21 protein-coding genes and 1 pseudogene are annotated in these 21,350 nt (G+C 59.7%); 8 read left to right on the top strand and 14 right to left on the bottom strand.

The annotated features are described in order from the left end of the window. Positions 1-97 precede the first annotated feature (97 nt). From HNR03_RS22135 to HNR03_RS22115, 5 genes are all read left to right on the top strand, one after another. The gene (locus HNR03_RS22135) at positions 98-1,921 is read left to right on the top strand and encodes a glucan biosynthesis protein G (protein ID WP_259155739.1); all 1,824 of its coding nucleotides are present in this window, start codon (positions 98-100) and stop codon (positions 1,919-1,921) included. Then, positions 1,914-4,484, top strand: coding sequence for a glucans biosynthesis glucosyltransferase MdoH (gene mdoH, locus HNR03_RS22130; RefSeq protein WP_222589411.1), 2,571 nt, complete (start codon positions 1,914-1,916; stop codon positions 4,482-4,484). Before HNR03_RS22135 ends, mdoH begins: the two co-directional genes overlap by 8 nt. Before the next feature lie 190 nt (positions 4,485-4,674). Next, complete coding sequence (locus HNR03_RS22125; protein ID WP_259155738.1) at positions 4,675-5,472, top strand: transporter substrate-binding domain-containing protein; 798 nt, start codon at positions 4,675-4,677, stop codon at positions 5,470-5,472. A 143-nt stretch (positions 5,473-5,615) separates the two neighbouring features. Further along, the gene (locus HNR03_RS22120; RefSeq protein WP_259155737.1) at positions 5,616-6,575 is read left to right on the top strand and encodes an amino acid ABC transporter permease; all 960 of its coding nucleotides are present in this window, start codon (positions 5,616-5,618) and stop codon (positions 6,573-6,575) included. After that, positions 6,568-7,302 carry an amino acid ABC transporter ATP-binding protein gene (locus HNR03_RS22115; RefSeq protein ID WP_208670455.1) on the top strand — a complete coding sequence of 245 codons (735 nt, stop codon included), beginning with the start codon at positions 6,568-6,570 and terminating at the stop codon, positions 7,300-7,302. Before HNR03_RS22120 ends, HNR03_RS22115 begins: the two co-directional genes overlap by 8 nt. Positions 7,303-7,458: 156 nt before the next feature. Here the strand turns inward: HNR03_RS22115 and HNR03_RS32010 are convergent, their stop codons facing one another. The 11 genes and pseudogenes from HNR03_RS32010 to ubiE all read right to left on the bottom strand — a co-directional run bounded on the left by HNR03_RS32010 (position 7,459) and on the right by ubiE (position 15,734). Next, positions 7,459-8,172 carry a methyl-accepting chemotaxis protein gene (locus tag HNR03_RS32010; protein ID WP_405046076.1) on the bottom strand — a complete coding sequence of 238 codons (714 nt, stop codon included), beginning with the start codon at positions 8,170-8,172 and terminating at the stop codon, positions 7,459-7,461. Between the two features lie 144 nt (positions 8,173-8,316). After that, positions 8,317-9,375: pseudogene (locus HNR03_RS32005) on the bottom strand (methyl-accepting chemotaxis protein); the annotation flags it as partial. A 206-nt stretch (positions 9,376-9,581) separates the two neighbouring features. Beyond that, on the bottom strand, positions 9,582-10,289 hold the full coding sequence (locus tag HNR03_RS22105) for a 16S rRNA (uracil(1498)-N(3))-methyltransferase (RefSeq protein WP_259155735.1): 708 nt from the start codon (positions 10,287-10,289) through the stop codon (positions 9,582-9,584). Next, positions 10,286-11,080 (bottom strand): twin-arginine translocase subunit TatC, encoded by a 795-nt coding sequence (tatC, locus tag HNR03_RS22100; protein ID WP_090176639.1) that lies wholly within the window; start codon positions 11,078-11,080, stop codon positions 10,286-10,288. The genes HNR03_RS22105 and tatC overlap by 4 nt, the downstream gene beginning before the upstream one ends. Beyond that, positions 11,077-11,520 carry a Sec-independent protein translocase protein TatB gene (gene tatB, locus HNR03_RS22095; RefSeq protein WP_259155734.1) on the bottom strand — a complete coding sequence of 148 codons (444 nt, stop codon included), beginning with the start codon at positions 11,518-11,520 and terminating at the stop codon, positions 11,077-11,079. Before tatB ends, tatC begins: the two co-directional genes overlap by 4 nt. Positions 11,521-11,530: 10 nt before the next feature. After that, positions 11,531-11,809, bottom strand: coding sequence for a twin-arginine translocase TatA/TatE family subunit (locus HNR03_RS22090; protein WP_084322538.1), 279 nt, complete (start codon positions 11,807-11,809; stop codon positions 11,531-11,533). Between the two features lie 25 nt (positions 11,810-11,834). Beyond that, on the bottom strand, positions 11,835-12,167 hold the full coding sequence (locus HNR03_RS22085; RefSeq protein ID WP_259155732.1) for a phosphoribosyl-ATP diphosphatase: 333 nt from the start codon (positions 12,165-12,167) through the stop codon (positions 11,835-11,837). Then, positions 12,160-12,561, bottom strand: a complete 402-nt coding sequence (gene hisI / locus HNR03_RS22080) for a phosphoribosyl-AMP cyclohydrolase (RefSeq protein ID WP_259155731.1) — start codon at positions 12,559-12,561, stop codon at positions 12,160-12,162. The genes HNR03_RS22085 and hisI overlap by 8 nt, the downstream gene beginning before the upstream one ends. Before the next feature lie 178 nt (positions 12,562-12,739). Next, on the bottom strand, positions 12,740-14,344 hold the full coding sequence (gene ubiB, locus HNR03_RS22075) for a ubiquinone biosynthesis regulatory protein kinase UbiB (RefSeq protein WP_222589416.1): 1,605 nt from the start codon (positions 14,342-14,344) through the stop codon (positions 12,740-12,742). Continuing rightward, complete coding sequence (locus tag HNR03_RS22070; RefSeq protein WP_259155730.1) at positions 14,341-14,964, bottom strand: SCP2 domain-containing protein; 624 nt, start codon at positions 14,962-14,964, stop codon at positions 14,341-14,343. Before HNR03_RS22070 ends, ubiB begins: the two co-directional genes overlap by 4 nt. Then, complete coding sequence (ubiE, locus tag HNR03_RS22065) at positions 14,964-15,734, bottom strand: bifunctional demethylmenaquinone methyltransferase/2-methoxy-6-polyprenyl-1,4-benzoquinol methylase UbiE (protein WP_007948968.1); 771 nt, start codon at positions 15,732-15,734, stop codon at positions 14,964-14,966. The genes HNR03_RS22070 and ubiE overlap by 1 nt, the downstream gene beginning before the upstream one ends. 155 nt (positions 15,735-15,889) lie before the next feature. Here ubiE and HNR03_RS22060 point away from each other — a divergent pair, with 155 nt between their 5' ends. The 3 genes from HNR03_RS22060 to HNR03_RS22050 all read left to right on the top strand — a co-directional run bounded on the left by HNR03_RS22060 (position 15,890) and on the right by HNR03_RS22050 (position 17,681). Further along, a complete protein-coding gene (locus HNR03_RS22060) occupies positions 15,890-16,165 on the top strand; it encodes a polyhydroxyalkanoic acid system family protein (RefSeq protein ID WP_259155724.1) in 276 nt (91 codons plus the stop codon). A gap of 246 nt (positions 16,166-16,411) precedes the next feature. Then, positions 16,412-16,834 carry a phasin family protein gene (locus HNR03_RS22055; RefSeq protein WP_259155722.1) on the top strand — a complete coding sequence of 141 codons (423 nt, stop codon included), beginning with the start codon at positions 16,412-16,414 and terminating at the stop codon, positions 16,832-16,834. Positions 16,835-16,844: 10 nt separating this feature from the next. After that, positions 16,845-17,681, top strand: coding sequence for a phasin family protein (locus HNR03_RS22050; RefSeq protein ID WP_259155721.1), 837 nt, complete (start codon positions 16,845-16,847; stop codon positions 17,679-17,681). Between the two features lie 196 nt (positions 17,682-17,877). Here the strand turns inward: HNR03_RS22050 and HNR03_RS22045 are convergent, their stop codons facing one another. From HNR03_RS22045 to phaZ, 3 genes are all read right to left on the bottom strand, one after another. Next, on the bottom strand, positions 17,878-18,498 hold the full coding sequence (locus tag HNR03_RS22045; protein WP_140680643.1) for a TetR/AcrR family transcriptional regulator: 621 nt from the start codon (positions 18,496-18,498) through the stop codon (positions 17,878-17,880). A 59-nt stretch (positions 18,499-18,557) separates the two neighbouring features. Beyond that, positions 18,558-20,240 carry a class II poly(R)-hydroxyalkanoic acid synthase gene (phaC, locus tag HNR03_RS22040; protein WP_222589421.1) on the bottom strand — a complete coding sequence of 561 codons (1,683 nt, stop codon included), beginning with the start codon at positions 20,238-20,240 and terminating at the stop codon, positions 18,558-18,560. A 114-nt stretch (positions 20,241-20,354) separates the two neighbouring features. Then, positions 20,355-21,209 carry a poly(3-hydroxyalkanoate) depolymerase gene (gene phaZ, locus HNR03_RS22035; protein ID WP_222589422.1) on the bottom strand — a complete coding sequence of 285 codons (855 nt, stop codon included), beginning with the start codon at positions 21,207-21,209 and terminating at the stop codon, positions 20,355-20,357. Positions 21,210-21,350: the final 141 nt, after the last annotated feature.

The raw sequence follows: 21,350 nt of genomic DNA, 5'->3' as shown, positions 1-21,350 counted from the left end.
AAGAGTGGTCTGTAGGGTCGGTTTTTTCATGCCGGATTCCTCACAGGCCCTTTAACTGGCCGTTGGTTTTTTGATCTGTTTTCGGCGAGGGTTGCTCGTGATTGTTAGTCCCTGTAATGCACCAAAATTGTCTGCCAAACGGTTGCGAAGCGCTCTTGTAGCGGGTTCGGCATTCTTTTGCCTGCTCAGCGCCGGCCAGCTTTGGGCGTTTAATCTGGATGATGTGTCGGCCAAGGCAAAAGAGATGGCCGGGCAAAAATACGAAGCCCCGCGCAGTAACCTGCCGAACGAATTTCGTGAGATGAAATTCGCGGATTACCAAAAGATTCGTTTCCGCACCGAAAAAGCCGAATGGGCCGACCAGAAAACCCCGTTCAAGCTTTCGTTCTATCACCAGGGCATGCATTTCGACACGCCGGTGAAAATCAACGAAATCACGGCTAACACCGTCGAAGAGATCAAATACGACCCAAGTCGTTTCGATTTCGGCGATGTCAAGTTCGATCCTAAAGCCACCGAACAACTGGGTTATGCCGGTTTCCGTGTGCTTTACCCGATCAACAAGGCCGACAAGCAAGACGAAATCATGACCATGCTGGGCGCGAGCTACTTCCGCGTTGTCGGCAAGGGCCACACCTATGGCTTGTCCGCTCGCGGCATGGCCATCGATACCGCATTGCCGTCCGGCGAAGAATTCCCGCGTTTCACCGAGTTCTGGATTCAACAGCCAAAGCCGGGTGACAAGCATCTGGTCATCTTCGCGCTGCTGGATTCGCCACGCGCCACGGGTGCCTATCGGCTGACCCTGCGTCCGGGCAGCGACACCATTGTCGACGTCAAGGCCCAGATGTTCCTGCGTGACAAGGTCACCAAGCTTGGCGTTGCGCCGCTGACCAGCATGTTCCTGTTCGGCGCCAACCAGCCATCGAAAGTGCTGAACTACCGTCGCGAACTGCACGACTCCAGCGGTCTGTCGATCCATGCCGGCAACGGCGAGTGGATCTGGCGCCCGTTGAACAACCCCAAACATCTGGCCGTGAGCAACTTCTCGATCGAGAACCCGCGCGGTTTCGGTTTGCTGCAACGTGGCCGCGACTTCAGCCACTATGAAGACCTCGACGACCGTTACGACAAGCGCCCAAGCGCCTGGATCGAACCGAAGGGCGACTGGGGCAAGGGCTCCGTTGATCTGGTTGAGATTCCGACTGCCGACGAAACCAACGACAATATCGTTGCTTTCTGGAGTCCGGAAAAACTGCCGGAGCCTGGCCAGCCGCTGGACGTCGCTTATCGCTTGCACTGGACTATCGACGAAGCCGCGCTTCATGCACCGGACAGTGCCTGGGTTCAACAGACCCTGCGCTCTACAGGTGACGTGAAACAGTCCAACCTGATCCGTCAGCCGGACGGCACCGTGGCTTATCTGGTGGACTTTGAAGGTCCGTCCCTCGCGGCCCTGCCGGAAACAGCGGACGTTCGCAGTCAGGTCAGCGTTGGCGATAATGCCGAGCTGGTCGAGAACAGCGTGCGTTACAACCCGGAAACCAAGGGCTGGCGCCTGACTCTGCGGATGAAGATCAAGGATCCGGGCAAGCCTACCGAGATGCGTGCTGCACTGGTCGAAAACATCGTGCCTGCCGATCTCACCAAGACATCGCTGCCAGCCTCCAATTCTTCTGTTGCCAAGGCCGACAAGGTCGCCGCCAAGCAACAAGAGAAGACGGACAAGGAAGCCAAGGACGCCAAGCAAGCTGACGCCAAACAGGCCGATGCCAAGCCAGCTGCGGATGCCAAGAACAAGGACAACAAAGACGCCAAGCAGCCTGTCGCTGCGGACGCGGCCCCAGCCACACCGGAATCGGCATCGACTGAAGAAGTCCTGACCGAGACCTGGAGCTACCAGTTGCCTGCCGATGAGTAATTCTCAAGTACAGCCAGAGACTCTTGCCGAGTATCTGGCGCATTTACCGATGACCGACCAGCAGCGCGCGGAACTCGCGGGCTGCAAGTCCTTCAGCGAGTTGCACCAGCGTCTGTCATCTTCGACGTTCGACGCGCCGACCGAGGCTGCACAAGCCTCGGTGGGCAAGCGCCTGCTCCTGAATTCTGCTGAAGAGCTGGAAGAGGCGGAAATGCTGGGGGTCGACGCGAGCGGTCGTGTCGTACTCAAAGCGACGCCGCCTATCCGTCGAACCAAAGTCGTGCCGGAGCCTTGGCGCACCAATATTCTGGTGCGTGGCTGGCGGCGTCTGACCGGTCGCACCAATCCACCGGCTCCGCCCAAGGATGAACGCGTGTTGCCGGCGGCTCGCTGGCGCACCGTCGGTTCGATCCGCCGCTACATTTTGCTGGTACTGATGCTGGGCCAGACGATCGTTGCCGGCTGGTACATGAAAGGCATCATGCCGTACCAGGGCTGGTCGTTTGTCGACCTGAACGAAGTACTGCATCAACCGCTGCTGCAAACGGCTACTCAAGTACTGCCGTACGCGCTGCAAACCAGCATCCTGATTCTGTTCGGGATTCTGTTCTGCTGGGTGTCGGCCGGTTTCTGGACTGCGTTGATGGGCTTCCTCGAGTTGCTCACCGGTCACGATAAATACCGCATCTCCGGTAAAAGTGCCGGCAACGAGCCGATCGCCAAGGACGCGCGCACCGCACTGGTGATGCCGATCTGCAACGAGGACGTGCCACGGGTGTTTGCCGGTTTGCGGGCGACCTTCGAGTCGGTGGCGGCCACGGGTGACCTGGATCGCTTCGACTTCTTCGTCCTCAGCGACAGTAATGAAGCCGACATCTGCGTTGCCGAACAGCAAGCCTGGCTGGACGTCTGCCGTGAAGCCAAGGGTTTCGGCAAGATCTTCTATCGCCGTCGTCGCCGTCGTGTGAAACGTAAAAGCGGCAACCTCGACGACTTCTGCCGTCGTTGGGGCGGTGACTACAAGTATATGGTTGTGCTCGACGCCGACTCGGTGATGAGTGGTGAATGCCTGACCAGCCTGGTGCGCTTGATGGAAGCGACCCCGGATGCGGGCATTATCCAGACCGCGCCACGTGCGTCGGGCATGGACACCCTTTATGCGCGCATGCAGCAGTTTGCGACTCGCGTATACGGTCCGCTGTTTACCGCCGGTCTGCACTTCTGGCAGTTGGGTGAATCCCACTACTGGGGCCACAACGCGATCATCCGCATGAAGCCGTTCATCGAGCATTGCGCCTTGGCGCCGTTGCCCGGTAAAGGTGCTTTTGCCGGTGCAATCCTGTCCCACGACTTCGTTGAAGCAGCGCTGATGCGCCGTGCCGGCTGGGGCGTGTGGATCGCCTACGACTTGCCGGGCAGCTACGAAGAGCTGCCACCGAACCTGCTGGACGAACTCAAGCGTGACCGTCGCTGGTGCCACGGTAACTTGATGAACTTCCGCCTGTTCCTCGTGAAGGGCATGCACCCGGTACACCGTGCGGTGTTCCTGACCGGCGTGATGTCTTACCTGTCGGCGCCGCTGTGGTTCTTCTTCCTCGTGCTGTCGACGGCGCTGCTGGCGGTCAACACGCTGATGGAGCCGCAGTACTTCATGGAGCCGCGTCAGCTGTATCCGCTGTGGCCACAATGGCACCCGGACAAGGCCGTGGCGCTGTTCTCGACGACCATCGTGCTGCTGTTCCTGCCGAAACTGTTGAGCATCATCCTGATCTGGGCCAAGGGCGCGAAAGAGTTCGGTGGCAAGTTCAAGGTGACCTTCTCGATGCTGCTGGAGATGCTGTTCTCCATGCTGCTGGCGCCGGTGCGGATGATCTTCCACACCCGTTTCGTGCTCGCCGCGTTCCTCGGCTGGGCTGCGACCTGGAACTCGCCGCAACGTGACGACGACTCCACGCCATGGAGCGAGGCGGTCAAACGCCACGGTCCGCAAACCCTGCTGGGTTTCTTCTGGGCGCTGCTGGTGGTCTGGCTGAACCCGAGTTTCCTGTGGTGGCTGGTGCCGATCGTCGGTTCGTTGATGCTGTCGATCCCGGTGTCCGTGATCTCCAGCCGCGTCGGTCTGGGCCTCAAGTCTCGCGATGCGAGCCTGTTCCTGATTCCTGAGGAATACAATCCGCCGCAGGCGTTGCTGGCGACGGATCAGTACACTCACGAAAATCGTTGGCATGCTCTGAATGACGGCTTCGTGCGCGCGGTGGTCGATCCACAGCAGAACGCCTTGGCGTGTTCGCTGGCGACTTCGCGTCATGCTCATGCCGAGCCGATCGAATGGCTGCGCAACGAACGGGTTCGCCATGCATTGAAAGTCGGTCCTGACGGGCTGACCAACAATGAGCGTGTGTACTTGCTGAGCGATCCGGTGGCATTGGCTCGCTTGCACGAACAGGTCTGGGACGAAGGTAACCCTGAGTGGCTGGGAGCCTGGCGCAAATCGGTGAAAGCCGATCCCCATGCGCCGCTGCTGCCACTCAAGCCACTGAGCGCACAACCTCAGATGGCCTGATGAGAAGCCCCGCGAAAGCGGGGCTTTTTTTTGCCTGATCGTTTCCAACCCCTTGTGCAAATGGCCGAGTGGGTTAGCATCCGTCCCCGAATTGGTGCGCCCGGACAGTTTTCTGTTCGTATCTGCTGGTTTTCTAAAGAAAAACCGCCGTTTGCGCGCCTCACAACGCAATGGTTTTGGGGACTTGATGATGAAGAAGTATCTGTCGATGCTGCTGGTCGGCGTCACGGCATTGGTTGCAGCGGGCGCGGCGCAGGCCGGTGCCATCGATGACGCGGTCAAGCGCGGTACGCTGAAAGTCGGCATGGACCCGACCTACATGCCGTTCGAAATGACCAACAAGCGCGGCGAGATCATCGGTTTCGAAGTCGACATCCTCAAAGCCATGTCGAAGGCCATGGGCGTCAAGCTGGAGCTGGTGTCCACCGGCTACGACGGCATCATCCCGGCCCTGATGACCGACAAGTTCGACATGATCGGCAGCGGCATGACCCTGACTCAGGAACGCAACCTGCGCCTGAATTTCAGCGAACCCTTCATCGTGGTTGGCCAGACCCTGCTGATCCGCAAGGAGCTGGAAGGCACCATCAAGTCCTATAAAGACCTGAATACCGCTGACTATCGCATCACCTCCAAGCTGGGCACCACTGGTGAGATGGTCGCGAAAAAACTGATCGCCAAAGCCAAGTACCACGGCTACGACAACGAACAGGAAGCCGTGCTCGATGTAGTCAACGGCAAGGCGGACGCGTTCATCTACGACGCACCGTACAACGTAGTGGCGGTGAACAAGGTCGGTGCCGGCAAACTGGTGTTCCTCGACAAGCCGTTCACCTATGAGCCGCTGGCTTTCGGTCTGAAGAAGGGTGACTTTGACAGCATCAACTTCATCAACAACTTCCTGCACCAGATCCACGAAGACGGCACCTACGATCGAATCCATGACAAGTGGTTCAAAGACACCGCTTGGCTCAAGGACATGGAATAACGCCGGTCAGCTAGACCACGTCGCCGCCATCGCCAGCAGGCTGGCTCCCACAGGAGATTTGTGTACACCACAGATCCAATGTGGGAGCCAGCCTGCTGGCGATGGCTTCCCTGGCGACATAACTTTCGGATTTCGCTAAACCCATGAAACAGAAAAAAGCCCAATGGCCGTGGCACGTTTTGACCGTGCTGCTGCTTATCGGCCTGGCCGGCGCGTTGTATTACGCCACCTCGCTGATGTCCTACGAATGGCGCTGGAACCGCGTGCCGCAATACTTCGCCTACCACGCCGAAGAGTCCCAGCGCGCCGCCGACATCTCTACCGTCAGCGAACTGGTGCGCAAGGGCGATAAAGCCGAAGTCACCCTGCGCAATGACGCGGGCGATGAACAGCACCTGACCGTCGACGACAACAGTCTTCAAGTTGCCCAAGGCGATGACGTCGCCGAAGGCGATGTGATCGGCGTCACCCGCCACTGGGCCGCAGGACCGCTGATGTGGGGCCTGTGGACCACCTTGTGGTTGTCGGTGGTCTCCGGCGTGCTGGGGCTGTTGATCGGTCTCGCCACGGGACTGTGTCGTCTGTCGAATAACCCGACGTTGCGCGATCTCTCGACGATCTACGTTGAGCTGGTGCGCGGTACGCCGCTGCTGGTGCAGATCTTCATTTTCTACTTCTTTATCGGCACGGTGATGAACCTGTCCCGGGAGTTCGCCGGGATCGCCGCGCTGTCGTTGTTCACCGGCGCCTATGTGGCGGAGATCATCCGTTCCGGCGTGCAGTCCATCGCCCGTGGCCAGAACGAAGCCGCGCGTTCCCTGGGTTTGAGCGCTGGCCAGTCGATGCGCCACGTAGTGCTGCCGCAGGCGTTGAAGCGCGTGCTGCCGCCGTTGGCCGGGCAGTTCATCAGCCTGGTCAAGGACACCTCGCTGGTGTCGGTGATCGCGATTACCGAGCTGCTCAAAAGCGGTCGCGAAGTCATCACCACCTCGTTCTCGCCCTTCGAAATTCTGTTCTGCGTAGCCGGGCTGTACCTGTTGATCAACCTGCCGCTGTCGAAAATCGCCAGCCGTCTTGAGCGGAGGCTCGCGCAAAGTGATTGAAGTCCGCAATCTGGTAAAAGTCTTCGACACCCGTGGCCAGGTGGTTCGCGCGGTGGATAACGTCACCACGCAGGTGGCCAAGGGCGAAGTGCTGGTGGTCATCGGCCCCTCGGGGTCCGGCAAGTCGACGTTCCTGCGCTGCCTCAACGGCCTGGAAGCATTCGACTCGGGCTCGGTGAGCATCGACGGGCTGCAACTGGCCGATCCGAAAACCGATGTGAACGCCTATCGCCGCGAAGTCGGCATGGTGTTCCAGCACTTCAACCTGTTCCCGCACATGACCGTGCTGGAAAACCTCTGTCTGGCCCAGAAAGTCGTGCGCAAGCGCGGCAAGAAAGAGCGCGAGGCCAAGGCCATGGTGCTGCTGGAAAAGGTCGGTATTGCGCAGAAGGCCCACGAGTTTCCATCGCGCCTGTCCGGCGGCCAGCAGCAGCGTGTGGCCATTGCTCGTGCGTTGGCCATGGAGCCCAAGGTGATGCTGTTCGATGAACCGACCTCGGCACTCGACCCGGAGATGGTCGGCGAAGTGCTGGACGTCATGAAAACCCTGGCCGTGGAAGGCATGACCATGGTCTGCGTCACCCACGAAATGGGTTTTGCGCGGGAAGTAGCGGATCGGGTGTTATTTTTCGATCACGGTAAATTGCTGGAAGATGCTTCGCCGGCCGAGTTCTTCGATGCACCGAAGGACCCGCGGGCGCAGGCTTTCTTGCGCCAGGTTCTCTGACTTCGGCGACCTTACGGTCGCCATCGCGGGCAAGCCCGCTCCCACAGTAATTTCGTTGTTTACGCTACTTGCGTTACACCGCCGAACCCTGTGGGAGCGGGCTTGCCCGCGATTGCATCACCTCGGTCCCAAGTGAACCGAGGCCTTCGCATCACCTCAAACCTTGAATCTGCCCACCAGCATCTGCAAATGCGTCCCCAGCCGCGCCAGTTCGACACTGGACGCCGCGGTCTCTTCACTGGCTGCCGAGGTCTGTTCCGACACATCGCGCACGTTCAGCACGCTGCGGTTGATCTCTTCAGCCACTGCAGTTTGCTGCTCGGCAGCGGCGGCAATCTGCTGGTTCATCGACTGGATCGCCGACACGGTACGCGTGATGCTTTCCAGCGAGCTGCCGGCGCGGCGCGTCAGTTCGACGCTGCTGTCGGTCAGGCTGCGGCTGTTGTCCATGATGGTTGCGACTTGCTGGGTGCCGGTTTGCAGGCCGACGATCAGCTCTTCGATTTCTTCGGTGGACTTCTGGGTGCGCTGGGCGAGGCTGCGGACTTCGTCGGCGACTACCGCAAAACCACGTCCGGCCTCACCGGCCCGAGCGGCTTCGATCGCCGCGTTGAGCGCCAGCAGGTTGGTCTGTTGGGCGACGGATTTGATCACGTCGAGGACGCTGCCGATCTTGTCGCTTTCGCGTTTGAGATCGCTCATGGCGGCGGTGGAATTGCCGACTTCGAGGGCCAGGCGTTCGATCTGGGCGATGGCTTCGCCGACGACCTTGTCACCTTCACGCGCCTGCTGATCGGCGGCGACGGCGGCTTCAGAGGCTTCTTCAGCGTTACGCGCGACCTCCTGAACAGTGGCGGTCATTTCGTTCATGGCGGTCGCCACCTGATCGGTCTCGACCTTCTGGCTGTTGACCCCGGCGCTGGTTTGCTCGGTCACGGCGGACAGTTCTTCGGCGGCGCTGGCAATTTGCGTGACGCCATTGCTGATGCCGCCGATCAGCTCGCGCAGGCCCAAGGTCATGCTCTGCATGGCGCGTTGGAGCTGGCCCAGTTCATCGCGGCGCTCGGAGACCAGGTTGTGGGTCAGGTCGCCTGCTGCGACGCGTTCAGCCACCTTAAGGGTCTGGTTCAACGGGATCACGATCTGGCGAGTGATGGCCCACGCAGCGAGCAAACCAAACGCCAAGGCCAGAACGGTCGCCATCAGCAGCAGGTTTTTGGCGTGCGCAGCGTCGGTGTCACGGACGATGGTTTGCGATACGGTCAGTTTTTTGCTGACATCGAGCAGGATGTCCCCTTGCGCGGCCATTTGCTTGAGGGCGGCGGCGCTGGCGACCTGCGAGTCGCGGAATTGGCTGACGGCGGCGCGGTAGGCTTTGAGCGAATCCGTCGCCTGTTGCAGGTTGGCGATATGTTGCTCAGGCAGTTTGGCCGGCAGGCTTTCGAGATTTTTCAGGGCGTTGTCGATGGCGTCCAGCGCGGGTTGCTCGGCCTCGGTTTTGCCGCTGTAGGTATAACCGCGAACCTGGAAGCGCGCTTGCTGAATCAGCTTGCTCAGGTCGATCACACTGTTGAAGTCGGCGACGCTGTTGCCTTGCAGCATGGACTTCTCGACTTCGGCGACGCGGGCCACGGCGTTGTCGGCGTTCGCACCGAGTTTGCTGCGGGCATCTTCGCGATTCGCTCCGGCCTGGACCATGGTGCCGAACGCTTGCTTGTACTGGCTGACGGCGGTCAGTTGCTGGTCGATCATCGCCACGTCGTCTGGCTGTTCGATCAGTTTGCGCGCGGTTTGCAGGCCGGCGTCGAGCTGGCCCAACAAGTCGTTGACGGCGCCCGGACCTTGTTCGCCTCGGCGCATTTCATAGTCCAGGCGTGCCAGACGCAGGTCTTTGGTCAGGTCATTAAGGCTGGCGATGAACCCGAGCTTGTCGCCACGGTTCATCACGCCTGTCAGGCCGGTCCAGCCCGTGAAGGTGATCAGCAACGTTAGCAGCAGCACCAGACCGAAGCCGATCCCCAGTTTGCGATTGACGCTTACATTTCCCAGACTCTCGGCTAGCGAACGGTACATGCTGCAACTCCCTCGGACCACACATGGTTTTATGAGGGCTGTATCGGCAGGCGAGCACGAATCTGTAGGCGTATACGTTGGCCGGGACGAGGAATTTGCCTGTGGGAGTGAGCCTGCTCGCGAAAGTAATCTACCAGTCAATATTGATGTTGAATGTGATGGCCTCTTCGCGAGCAAGCCCGCTCCCACAGTGTAGGTGTTCAGCTTTAGAACAGGCGGGCGAGCAGGGCGGTGACGGCGGTTTCGACGCGCAGGATGCGCTCGCCCAGTTGCACCGGTTGCAGGCCAGACTTGGCCAGCAGGTCGATTTCGTAAGGAATCCAGCCACCTTCGGGGCCGATGGCCAGGGTCACCGGCTCGTCCAGGCCGCGGGGGCAGGGCGGATAGTTGCCGGGATGGCCGACGAGGCCGAGGGTGCCCTCGCTGATGGCGGGCAGGCGATCCTCGACGAACGGCTTGAAGCGCTTCTCGATTACGATGTCGGGCAGCACACTGTCCCGGGCCTGTTCGAGGCCGAGGATCAACTGTTCGCGAATCGCCTCGGGTTCAAGGAACGGCGTTTGCCAGAAGCTCTTCTCGACGCGATAGCTGTTCACCAGGATGATTCGTGGCACACCCATGGCCGCTACGGTCTGAAACACCCTGCGCAGCATTTTGGGCCTTGGCAGGGCCAACACCAGTGTCAGCGGCAGCTTGGCCGGTGGCGGCTGGTCGAGGGTGACGCGCAATTCGGCTTCATCGGTGTCCAGGCGCAGCACTTCGGCTGAGCCCATAAGCCCGCCGATGCGCCCGACCCGCATGCTGTCACCGACGACGCAGCGATGGACTTCCTGCATGTGCGTCAACCGGCGATCACGCAGGATCACCCGGTCGGCCGCAATGAAGTCGGCCTCTTCGAGGAGCAGCAGGTTCACGGCTGGGTCGCTGGCGGCTGGTCGTTGTGATCGTCCGCCGGCTGGTCGTCCGGATGCTCGCCGCGTTTGCTGATCAAGCCGCCGAACAGCACGCCGATTTCAAACAGCAGCCACATTGGCACCGCCAGCAAGGTCTGCGAGAAGATGTCCGGTGGTGTCAGGATCATGCCAACCACGAAGCAGCCGATGACCACATACGGGCGGATTTTCTTCAGGTATTTGACGTCGACCACGCCGATCCATACCAACAAGACCACGGCCACCGGGATCTCGAACGCAACGCCGAAGGCGAAGAACAGCGTCATGACGAAATCGAGGTAGCTGGTGATGTCGGTCATCATTTCCACGCCGGCCGGTGTGGCGGCGGCGAAGAATTTGAAGATCAGCGGGAACACCAGGTAATAGGCGAACGCCATGCCGGTGTAGAAAAGCACAATGCTGGACATCAGCAATGGCACCGCAATGCGCTTCTCATGCTTGTACAGGCCCGGCGCGATGAAGCCCCAGATCTGATGCAGGATCACCGGGATCGCCAGGAACAGCGAGACCATCATCGTCAGTTTCAGCGGCGTCAGGAACGGCGACGACACGTCGGTGGCAATCATCGTCGCGCCAGCCGGCAGGTACGCGCGCAGTGGCGTGGAGACGAAGGTGTAGATCTGCTGGGTGAACGCAAACAGCCCGGCGAAGATAATGAAAATCGCCGCTACGCAGCGCAGCAGACGGGTACGCAGCTCGGTGAGGTGCGAAACCAGCGGCATGTGCTGGTCGTTTTCAGGGAGATCGCTCATGGGGCTCGCGGCGGCAGTGTTGGGTCATGAGGGGCTGGCGCAACAGGCGCAGCCGCAGGCGTAACAGGTTCAACCGGCGTTGCTGCAACAACGGGCGCAGGTTCGGCGGCCACTGCAACAGGTGTAGCGGCTGGAGCCTGAATCATCTGTTCTGCCACGGGCTCAACCGGCTGGACCGGTGTGGCTTCCTGCTGGGTCGGCGTGAAAATCTTCCGCGCCTCCTGTTCCAGCGACAGAATGTGCTCATTGTGCAGTTGGCGACGGATCTCGTCGGCACCGATTTCACGTTCAACTTCCTGTTTGATCGCGTTGAAGCTGCGCTTCAGGCGGCCGACCCACAGGCCGGCGGTGCGCGCAGCACCCGGCAGACGCTCGGGGCCCAGCACCAGCAGGGCAACGAGGCCGACGAGCAGCAGTTCAGAGAAGCTGATACCAAACATAAGTCAGTGCTCACACGTCTTTGCGGATTGGCTCTTCGACTTTTTGCGCCTGCACATCGATGGTGTGCGGCTGGTTCACGGACTGCGTGGTCTGTGGCTGAACCGGTGGAACCGGTTGGGCCGGGGTCACAGTCGGGTCAACCGGCTTGTCTTCGTCGCTCATGGCTTTCTTGAAACCCTTGATCGACTCGCCCACGTCAGTGCCGAGGTTTTTCAGTTTTTTGGTGCCGAACACCAGCACGACAACAACCAGGATGACGATCCAGTGTTTCCAGTCAAAAATGCCCATGTTGCTGCTCCTCTCTAATAATTGTTCAGGCGGACGGGCGCGAGGCTTTCTCGGCGTGTCCGGACAGACCGAAACGACGGTCCAGTTCATCGAGTACAGCCTGAGGATGCTGCCCCAGTTGGGCGAGCATTACCATGCTGTGGAACCACAAATCGGCGGTTTCGTAGATCACATCGCTGCAGTCGCCGCTGATGGCGGCATCCTTGGCGGCAATGATGGTTTCGACCGACTCTTCGCCGACTTTTTCCAGAATCTTGTTCAAGCCCTTGTGGTACAGGCTGGCGACATACGAGCTGTCGGCGGCCGCGCCTTTGCGATCTTCAAGTACCTGGGCCAGACGGGTCAGCGTGTCACTCATGGGTGTGTCCTGCGCTATAGATGGCGTGCGGGTCCTTGAGCACCGGGTCGACGGTTTTCCAGTCGCCGTTCTCGAAGACACGGTAGAAGCAACTCTGGCGGCCGGTATGGCAGGCGATGTCACCGATCTGCTCGACCATCAGGATGATCACGTCGGCGTCACAGTCCAGACGCATCTCATGCAGCGTCTGCACATGGCCGGACTCTTCGCCCTTGCGCCACAGCTTGCCGCGCGAACGTGACCAGTAAATGGCGCGGTTCTCGGCAGCGGTCAATTCCAGTGCTTCGCGGTTCATCCAGGCCATCATCAGGACGTGCCCGGTCTTGTGATCCTGTGCGATCGCCGGCACCAGGCCATCGGCATCCCACTTGATCTCGTCCAGCCAGTTTTTCATCTTCGATTCCCGAGGGGCAGCGACAAGCTTCAAGCTTTAAGCTTTAAGCCACAAGTAAAAGCCGATCTGTATCGCGCTTTCATAATGTGTAGCGTTGCTAATCTACAGCCATAAACCAAAAGTGAGCGCTACGAATATCGCTTGAAGCTTGAAGCTTATCGCTTGCAGCTCAATACGGCTATCGGCGAACGACCAGATACAAGCCGACGGCCATCATGATTCCGGCCGGCCAGTAAGCCAGTTCGTTCAGCGGTCCGCCGATGGCGAGTATCGCACCACCCGCCAGGTGGGCGGTGCCGAGCAATCGCAGGAACCATTCATCCCGGCGCCGGTGCCACGGTGGCGGCGGGTCATAGGCATGAGGCTGGGACATCCGTTCGAGCAGGTCGCGGGCCATGTTGGCCAAATGCGGGAGCTGCTCGAACTGGCTCTGTACGTTGCCAAGCAAGGCTTTGGGGCTGACCCGCTCGCGCATCCAGCGTTCGAGGAACGGTTGGGCGGTGTTCCACAAGTCCAACTCCGGGTACAGCTGACGGCCCAGGCCTTCGATGTTCAACAGGGTTTTTTGCAGCAAAACGAGCTGCGGCTGCACTTCCATGTTGAAGCGTCGAGCCGTCTGGAACAGGCGCATCAGCACCTGGCCGAAGGAAATATCTTTTAACGGTTTTTCGAAGATCGGCTCGCACACGGTACGGATCGCCGCTTCGAACTCGTTGAGTTTGGTTTCCGCCGGCACCCAGCCCGAATCGATGTGCAATTGCGCCACACGACGGTAATCGCGCTTGAAGAAGGCGAAGAGGTTGCGGGCCAGGTAATCCTGGTCTTCCGGGGTGAGGCTGCCGACGATGCCGCAGTCGATCGCAATGTACTGCGGGCTCCACGGGTTCACGGTGCTGACAAAGATGTTGCCCGGGTGCATGTCGGCATGAAAGAAACTGTCGCGGAAAACCTGGGTGAAGAAGATCTCCACACCGCGTTCTGCGAGCATTTTCATGTCGGTGCGCTGGTCGGCCAGGGTCGCGAGATCGGTGACCTGAATCCCGTAAATGCGCTCCATCACCAGCACTTTCGGCCGGCACCAGTCCCAGTAGACTTGCGGCACGTAAAGCAGCGGCGAGCCTTCGAAGTTGCGCTTCAGCTGGCTGGCGTTGGCCGCTTCGCGCAGCAGGTCGAGTTCGTCGTAGATGGTTTTTTCGTAGTCCTGGACCACGTCCACCGGGTGCAGCAGACGCGCGTCGGCCGAGAGTTTCTCGGCGGCGCGAGCGAGAATGAACAGCCACGCGAGGTCCTGGGCGATGATCGGTTTGAGGCCCGGGCGGATCACCTTGACCACCACTTCTTCACCGGTTTTCAGCTGCGCGGCATGCACCTGCGCCACCGAGGCCGAGGCCAGCGGCTCGACGTCGAATCGGCTGAACACTTCGCTGATCTTTTTGCCGAGCTGCTCTTCGATCAGGTTGACCGACACCTGTGAGTCGAACGGCGGCACGCGGTCCTGAAGTTTCATCAGCTCATCGGCGATGTCTTCCGGCAGCAGGTCGCGGCGTGTTGAAAGGATCTGGCCGAACTTGATGAAAATCGGTCCGAGGTCCTGCAGCGCCAGGCGCAAGCGTGCGCCACGGCTCAGGTCCAGCGTCTTGCGCGGGAACCAGCGCCACGGCAACACGTAGCGCAGCGCCAGCAGAAACCAGGGCAGTGGCAAGGCGAACAGCAGGTCATCGAGGCGGTAGCGAATCACAACGCGCTGGATGCGCAACAAACGGCGGACGGCAAGCAGCTTCATGCGTTATCGCTTGGGTCGAGGGATCGGGAAAGGCGCTCGAAACGCGCCTCGAGACGTTCCAGATCGAGTTTGATCTGGTCCAGTTCACTGAAACGGGCTTCGGCTTCGCGCTGGCCGACGAGGGTGCGCGATTCTTCAGCCAGGTATTCGCCCAGGTTCTGGTTGAGGCTGGCGAACCCCTGCTGATACCAGCGTGCGCGGCTGCGCAGGTGACCGCCAACCAGTTGCGTGGCGACCGGCCCCAGCCAGCGCGAGAGCTCGTACTCCCAGTCCAGTTCAAGGTCCTGAAGGATCGCCGCCAGTTCCAGCAGTACGCCGCTGTCGCCGTCGAGTTCGACTTCAGGGCCATGCAGGACTGAGGTCTTGTCCTTGCTCATCGCCAGTTTCAACAGGCTGGAACCCGGTGCACGCAAGGTGCAATCGGCGCCGGTTTCCCAGTGAGCGGCGAGCATCAAGCCTTCATCGCTGGGCAGGATGAACAGTTGCAGCGCCGGACTGCGGCAATCGACGGCAATCACCCTGCCGCTCAAATGCGCCAGTCGCGGCAGCGCCGTGCTGTCGAGACGCAGCACCCGGTTCAGACCGAGTTCAACGCTGGCGAGCAGGCCGGCCAACAACATCAGGGTTTGATGCCGCGGTGCAGGGCGACGATGCCTGCGGTCATGTTGTGATAGGTCACGCGGTCGAAACCGGCCTCGACCATCATCGACTTCAGGGTTTCCTGGTTCGGGTGCATGCGGATCGATTCGGCCAGGTAGCGATAGCTTTCCGAGTCGTTGGTGATCAGCTTGCCCATCAACGGCATGAAGGCGAACGAGTAGGCGTCGTAGGCTTTGGACATCAGCGCGTTGGTCGGTTTGGAGAATTCCAGCACCAGCAGACGGCCGCCCGGTTTCAGCACGCGCAGCATCGAGCGCAGTGCATCTTCCTTGTGGGTGACGTTACGCAGGCCGAAGGCAATGGTGACGCAGTCGAAATGGTTGTCCGGGAACGGCAGTTTTTCAGCATCGGCCTGAACGAATTCGACGTTGCCGGCCACACCCAGATCCAGCAGGCGGTCGCGACCGACCTTGAGCATGGATTCGTTGATGTCGGCCAACACCACTTGGCCGGTCGGGCCAACGAGGTGCGAGAACTTCTTGGTCAGGTCGCCCGTGCCACCGGCGATATCCAGCACCCGATTACCGGTGCGAACACCCGACAGTTCGATCGCGAAACGCTTCCACAGACGGTGCATGCCGCCCGACAGGAGGTCGTTCATCAAGTCGTATTTGGCGGCTACCGAGTGGAAAACCTCAGCGACTTTTTCCGCTTTTTGGCTTTCCGGAACGTTTTTGAAACCGAAGTGAGTGGTGGGTTCGGCATCGCTGCCTTTGCGCTGATCAGTCATATCGCTGTCACCAGAAGAGAATGCGGGACATTCTAATCCCGGTGGCCTGCTTTGTCTTGGCAAGGCTGCAGGTAAGATGGACTGCCACGGGGACGTTTTGCCGCAGTGACGGTCAAGATGCTTCAGGAAAGTACTCATAAAGCAGGAGTTATTTGATGGCCCGTATTAGTGTTGAACGTGCCCACGGCCTGGGTAAGGAAGCTGCCCGCGAGAAGGCCGAGAAGCTGGCGCAGAAACTGTCCGAGCAATATGGCCTGGAACCGCAGTGGTCCGGCGACACCCTGAACCTCAAGCGTTCCGGTGTTAAAGGGGCGGTGCATGTGGGTGAGGATTCGATCAAGGTTGATGTCGAGCTGGGTCTGTTGATGTCGGCCATGAGTGGCACCATCAAATCGGAAATCGAAAGGGCCCTCGATAAAGCGTTGGCCTGATTTCCGAATCGAAACACATCCCCTGTGGGAGCCAGCCTGCTGGCGATTGCGGTGGCATCAGTCAGCAGTGATGTTGATGGAAAAATCGCTATCGCCAGCAGGCTGGCTCCCACATTTGTTTTGTGGTGTGTCCCAAAGGTTTATGTCAGTTGTTAGGGTGCCGTTTCTAATTTTTCTCCCTACTTTGTGCCTGAGCCCGACACTTTCGCGGGCAGTTCCTCAAACCTTCTGCGCGTGAGGTGCACCATGGCCAAAGTTATTTTGAAGAAAAAAATCGACGCTTCGACAACCGCTCTGAGCGACGTCAAATCCTATGCCCGCAAGATCTGGCTGGCAGGCCTGGGTGCCTATACCAAGGTCGGCCACGAGGGCAGCGAATACTTTCAAGAGTTGATCAAGGCTGGTCAAATCGTTGAAAAGAAAGGCAAAAAAGTAGTGGCCGAGAAACTTGAAGCCGCTAACTCAGAGATCGATGAAGCCAAGAGTGAAGTGAGCACTTTCAAAGGCAAGGTGGAACTTCAACTCGACAAGGTCGAGAAGGCTTTTGACTCGCGTGTCGCAAGTGCCTTGAATCGCATCGGCATTCCGTCTAAACATGACGTTGAGACACTCTCTGCTAAGCTCGATGAGCTGACGGCATTGCTCGAACGCGTCGCGCGTAAATCTTAAGGAGAACGGGATGGCTGGCAAAAAGAACACCGAAAAAGAAGGCAGCTCGTGGATCGGGAAAGTCGAAGACTACTCCCGCAAAATCTGGCTGGCTGGTTTAGGCGTGTACTCGAAGATCGACACTGACGGCAGCAAGCTCTTCGATACATTGGTTAAAGACGGCGAGAAAGCCGAGAAGCTCACCAAAAGCGCTGTCGGCAAGAAAGTCGATGCCGCCAAGGACACCGCTTCGTCGGCCAAGTCGCGTATCAGCGGCGTTAAAGACCGTGCACTGGGCAAGTGGGATGAGCTGGAAGGCGCTTTCGACAAGCGTCTGAACAGCGCCATTTCGCGCCTGGGTGTACCAAGCCGCAATGAAGTGAAAGCACTGCACAGCAAGGTCGATACCCTGACCAAGCAAATCGAAAAACTCACCGGTGCCAAGGTTGCGCCTGTTGCGGCGAAAACCGCGGCAGCCAAACCTGCGGCAAAAACCGCTGCCAAGCCGCTGGCAAAAGCTGCCGCTAAACCAGCTGCTAAAGCAGCGGCCAAGCCGGCGGCCAAAACTGCTGCCGCCAAACCTGCTGCCAAAGCAGCAGCCAAGCCGGTCGCAGCGAAAGCAGCTGCAAAACCAGCGGCCAAGCCTGCGGCAAAAACCGCAGCAGCCAAGCCAGCGGCCAAACCTGCCGCAGCGAAAAAACCGGTCGTGAAAAAACCGGCAGCGCCTAAAGCGGCTGCACCGAAACCAGCAGTGGCTGCCGCCAAACCGGCAGCCCCGGTCAGCGCATCGAACTCCGCTGCCGCACCGACCCCTGCTGTCACCCCGACTGCCGCGCCAGCTCCATCGACGCCAACCAGTCAGTCCTGATTTTTCAGGGCTCAAAAAAACGCCCGGCCTGCAAAGGTCGGGCGTTTTTGTTTGTGAATGTTTTTCCCGGTACGCCGTAAATTCCTGTGGGAGCTAGCCTGCTAGCGATAGCGGTTCATCAGTCAACAGCAATGTCGGCGGATAAATCGCTATCGCTAGCAGGCTAGCTCCCACAGGGTGCGGCGGTGTTCAGGGGTTAATCGTGTTCTTCGAGGTACTGCAAAGCCAACTGCTCCGTCGCGACCTTGATCGGCGGCAGCAAGTGCGGCGCCACCAGCATCATGATCTGGTAGACCACCAGCCTCACCTCACCCTCTCGATCCAGAATCCGCTGATAGTCCAGTGAGAACAGCAGCGTCATGGTGATCTGCTCTACCAGTTGCCCCAACGCTTGCGTGTCGCTGACCAACTGTCCTTGGGCTTTGAGCCGCGCGAGCAGTGAAGCCAGCGTGCGTTTGAGTGCATTGAGCAGATTGCGGATGCCCTTGGCCAGTTTCGGCAAGCGCCCGGCCAGGTTCGACAGGTCCTGAAACAAAAACCGGTAGTGAGCCAGCCGTTCGACGATCAGGTGCAGGAACAGCCAGTAATCCTCCGGGGCCAGTTCCACATCGGCCGGGGGATCAAGCAGTGGCGCGAGCTCGGCCTGGAAACGCTCGAACAGTCCGAGAATCAGCGGTTCCTTGCCGTGGAAGTGGTAGTAGAGGTTGCCTGGGCTGATCCCCATTTCGTTGGCAACTTCCATGGTGGAGACGTTGGGTTCGCCCTTCTGATTGAATAACTGCAGGGCACATTCGAGGATCCGGTCGCGGGTTTTCATCCAGTCTTCTTAATGGTCGAGTCATGCCACGGCAGGCGTGTGTCGTGGTTCGTGGTCCGTCAGCGCACACGCACGTAAGTGCCGGGTGCCGCCTCCATCGGTGGATAGTTCTGGTTGCCCAGGGCCATGTGGGTTTCCTTTAGCGCGCCCGAACGCTGTTGAATCCAGCCCAGCCACTGCGTCCACCAACTGCCGTCGACTTGTTTGGCGTCGTAATACCAGGCCCTTGGGTCGCTGCTCAGTTTCGCGCTCTCGACGAAGTTGGCTTTGGGGTTGCTCGGCGGGTTGAGGATGCTCTGCACGTGGCCGCTGTTGGAAAGAACGAAGCGCCGCTCGCCCCCCAGCAACAGCGTCGAGCGATACACCGCGTCCCATGGCGTGATGTGGTCGTTGATGCCGGCCACGCTGAAACTGTCGACGGTGACTTTCTGCAAGTCGATCGGCGTACCGCACACTTCAAGACCGCCCGGATGACTCAACGGGTTGTGCTTGAAGAAGTCCAGCAGATCACCATGGAAGGCGGCAGGCAGGCGGGTGTTGTCGTTGTTCCAGTAGAGAATGTCGAAGGCCGGCGGCTCCTTGCCCAGCAGGTAGTTGTTGACGAAGTAACTCCAGATCAAATCGTTGGGGCGCATCCAGGCGAACACCTTGGCCATGTCGCGCCCGTCCAGCACGCCCTTCTGATAAGAGCGACGCTTGGCCGCTTCCAGCGTCTGCTCGTCGGCGAACAGTGTCGCTGGAGAGTCCATCTGACTGTCCAGCAGGCTGACCAGATACGTCGCGCTGGACACCCGCCGCAGCTGCCGCTTGGCCTGCAAGTGCCCTTGCAGGGCGGCGATGGTCAGCCCGCCTGCGCAAGCACCCATCAGGTTGACCTCGCGGGCACCGGTGATCGCCCGGCAGACATTCATGGCTTCTTCAACGGCTTCTACGTAGGACGACAGCCCCCATTCGCGATGCCGCACATCCGGGTTGCGCCAGCTGATCATAAAGGTCTGCAGGCCGTTCTTCAGGGCGAACTGGACGAAGCTGTTGTGTGGGCTCAGGTCGAAAATGTAGTACTTGTTGATCTGCGGAGGCACTACCAGCAGCGGCTTGGAATACTGCTTTTCACTCATTGGCTTGTACTGGATCAGCTCCAGCAGTTCATTGCGAAACACCACGGAGCCGGTGGTGGTTGCGACGGTTTTGCCGACCTCGAAAGAGTGCTTGGTGACCTGTCTGGGCAGGCCGTCGTTGTGCAGGAAGTCGTCAACCAGATGGCCGAGGCCACGCACCAGACTGTTGCCGCCGGAATTGAAGATTTCCTTGATCGCCAGTGGATTGAGCAAGGTGTTTGACGGCGCCACGGCGTCGTTGAGCAAGGCAAAGGCAAAGTGCGCGCGGGCAAGGTCGTCGGGCGCCATGCCGCTTTCGTCGATCCAGCTTTTGACCTGCTTCTGCCAGCTCAGGTAGGCCTGCAAGCTGCGGCGATAAAAAGGGTTGAGGCTCCACGCCGGGTCGGCAAAACGACTGTCCTGCGGGTTGATGGGGTGCAGGGTTTCACCCAACAGTACGCGACCCAACTGACCGCCCAGCTTCAAGGCATGGCGGGCACTATGCACCGGGTGGCGCAAACCGTGGGATGCCACACTGCGCAAGGTCGATAAAAGATCCCGGCCGCGCAGACCGGTAATTGCACTCTGTGCGTTGATGAACGCGGCGGGCGTAGGCAAAAAGTCCCTTGCTGGTCTTTCGCGCATGAATCAACACTCCTTCGTCTTCAGGCCAAAAACAAATACACCGAACCAGAACACCATAGACGCTGTAACGGGTTGTTGCGCGGTGCGGCGTCCTGCCGCCCGACAATGGGCCGGTTAACCGCCCAATGGCGACGGATGCGGGTGCATCACGGCGCGCTGCCGCTCCTCTTCAAGGAATTTCATGATGATCGGTGCCACGGCTTCGGCGCGGGTAATCAAAAACAGATGCCCGTCATCGATGATATGCAACTGGGCATTGGGAATCCGCCAGGCCAGCATGCGCATGTTGATCAGCGGGATCAGGGGATCATCATCGCCGGCCAGTACCAGGGTTGGCTGGTTGATCTTGTGCAGCCAGTGAATGCTGGTCCAGCCGAATCCGGCGAACAGCTGCCAGTAGTAACCGAGCTTGCCTGCCGAACGCACCTTCGCCGCATGGCTGGCGGCCAGCGTCGGATCGCGCCGGAACGAGCCGCCGTAGATCATCGGTGCAATACGAATCACATGGGATGGCTGGATGTAGCGCCGAGGGCTGGCCATCATCCACAGCACTTTCGGTTTGCCCGGCACCATCACGGTGCCGGCCGCAGTGGCCGCCAGCACGAGTTTCTTGCAGCGTTCGGGATAGTCATAGGCGAATTGCTGGGCGAGGGCGCCTCCCCAGGAAACGCCGATGACGTTGACTTGCCCGTAGTCGAGGTAGTCGAGCATCCGCGCCGTGAGTTTGGCCAGGCCCGGAAAGCGGTATGGCCGATTGGGCGTGGATGATCCGCCGACGCCGGGGACGTCGAACGCGATGACTTCCAGGTCCGGGTCCAGTGCCGCGACAAACGGAAACACCAGCTCCAGGTTGGCGCCGATACCGTTGAAAATAAGCAAGGGCGTCAAATGAGGCTTGCCGGGACGTACTGCCGTGCGGAGGGTCTGGCCATCCAGGTCGACGGTACGGAATATGAAAGATTGCGGCATGGCTTCAAGCCCTGTGGGTGAATTCATCCCCGATCTCCCCTGAGGGAGCGGGCTTGCTCGCGAAAGCGCCGCAACAGTCGACATCAATGCCGAATGATCAAACGCTATTGCGAGCAGGCTCGCTCCCACAGTGGGTGGGGT

Source organism: Pseudomonas sp. JAI111 (assembly GCF_024809425.1).
Lineage (GTDB): Bacteria > Pseudomonadota > Gammaproteobacteria > Pseudomonadales > Pseudomonadaceae > Aquipseudomonas.
The sequence above is the reverse complement of the archived record's forward strand: the minus strand, read 5'-3'. Positions and strand labels throughout refer to the sequence as shown.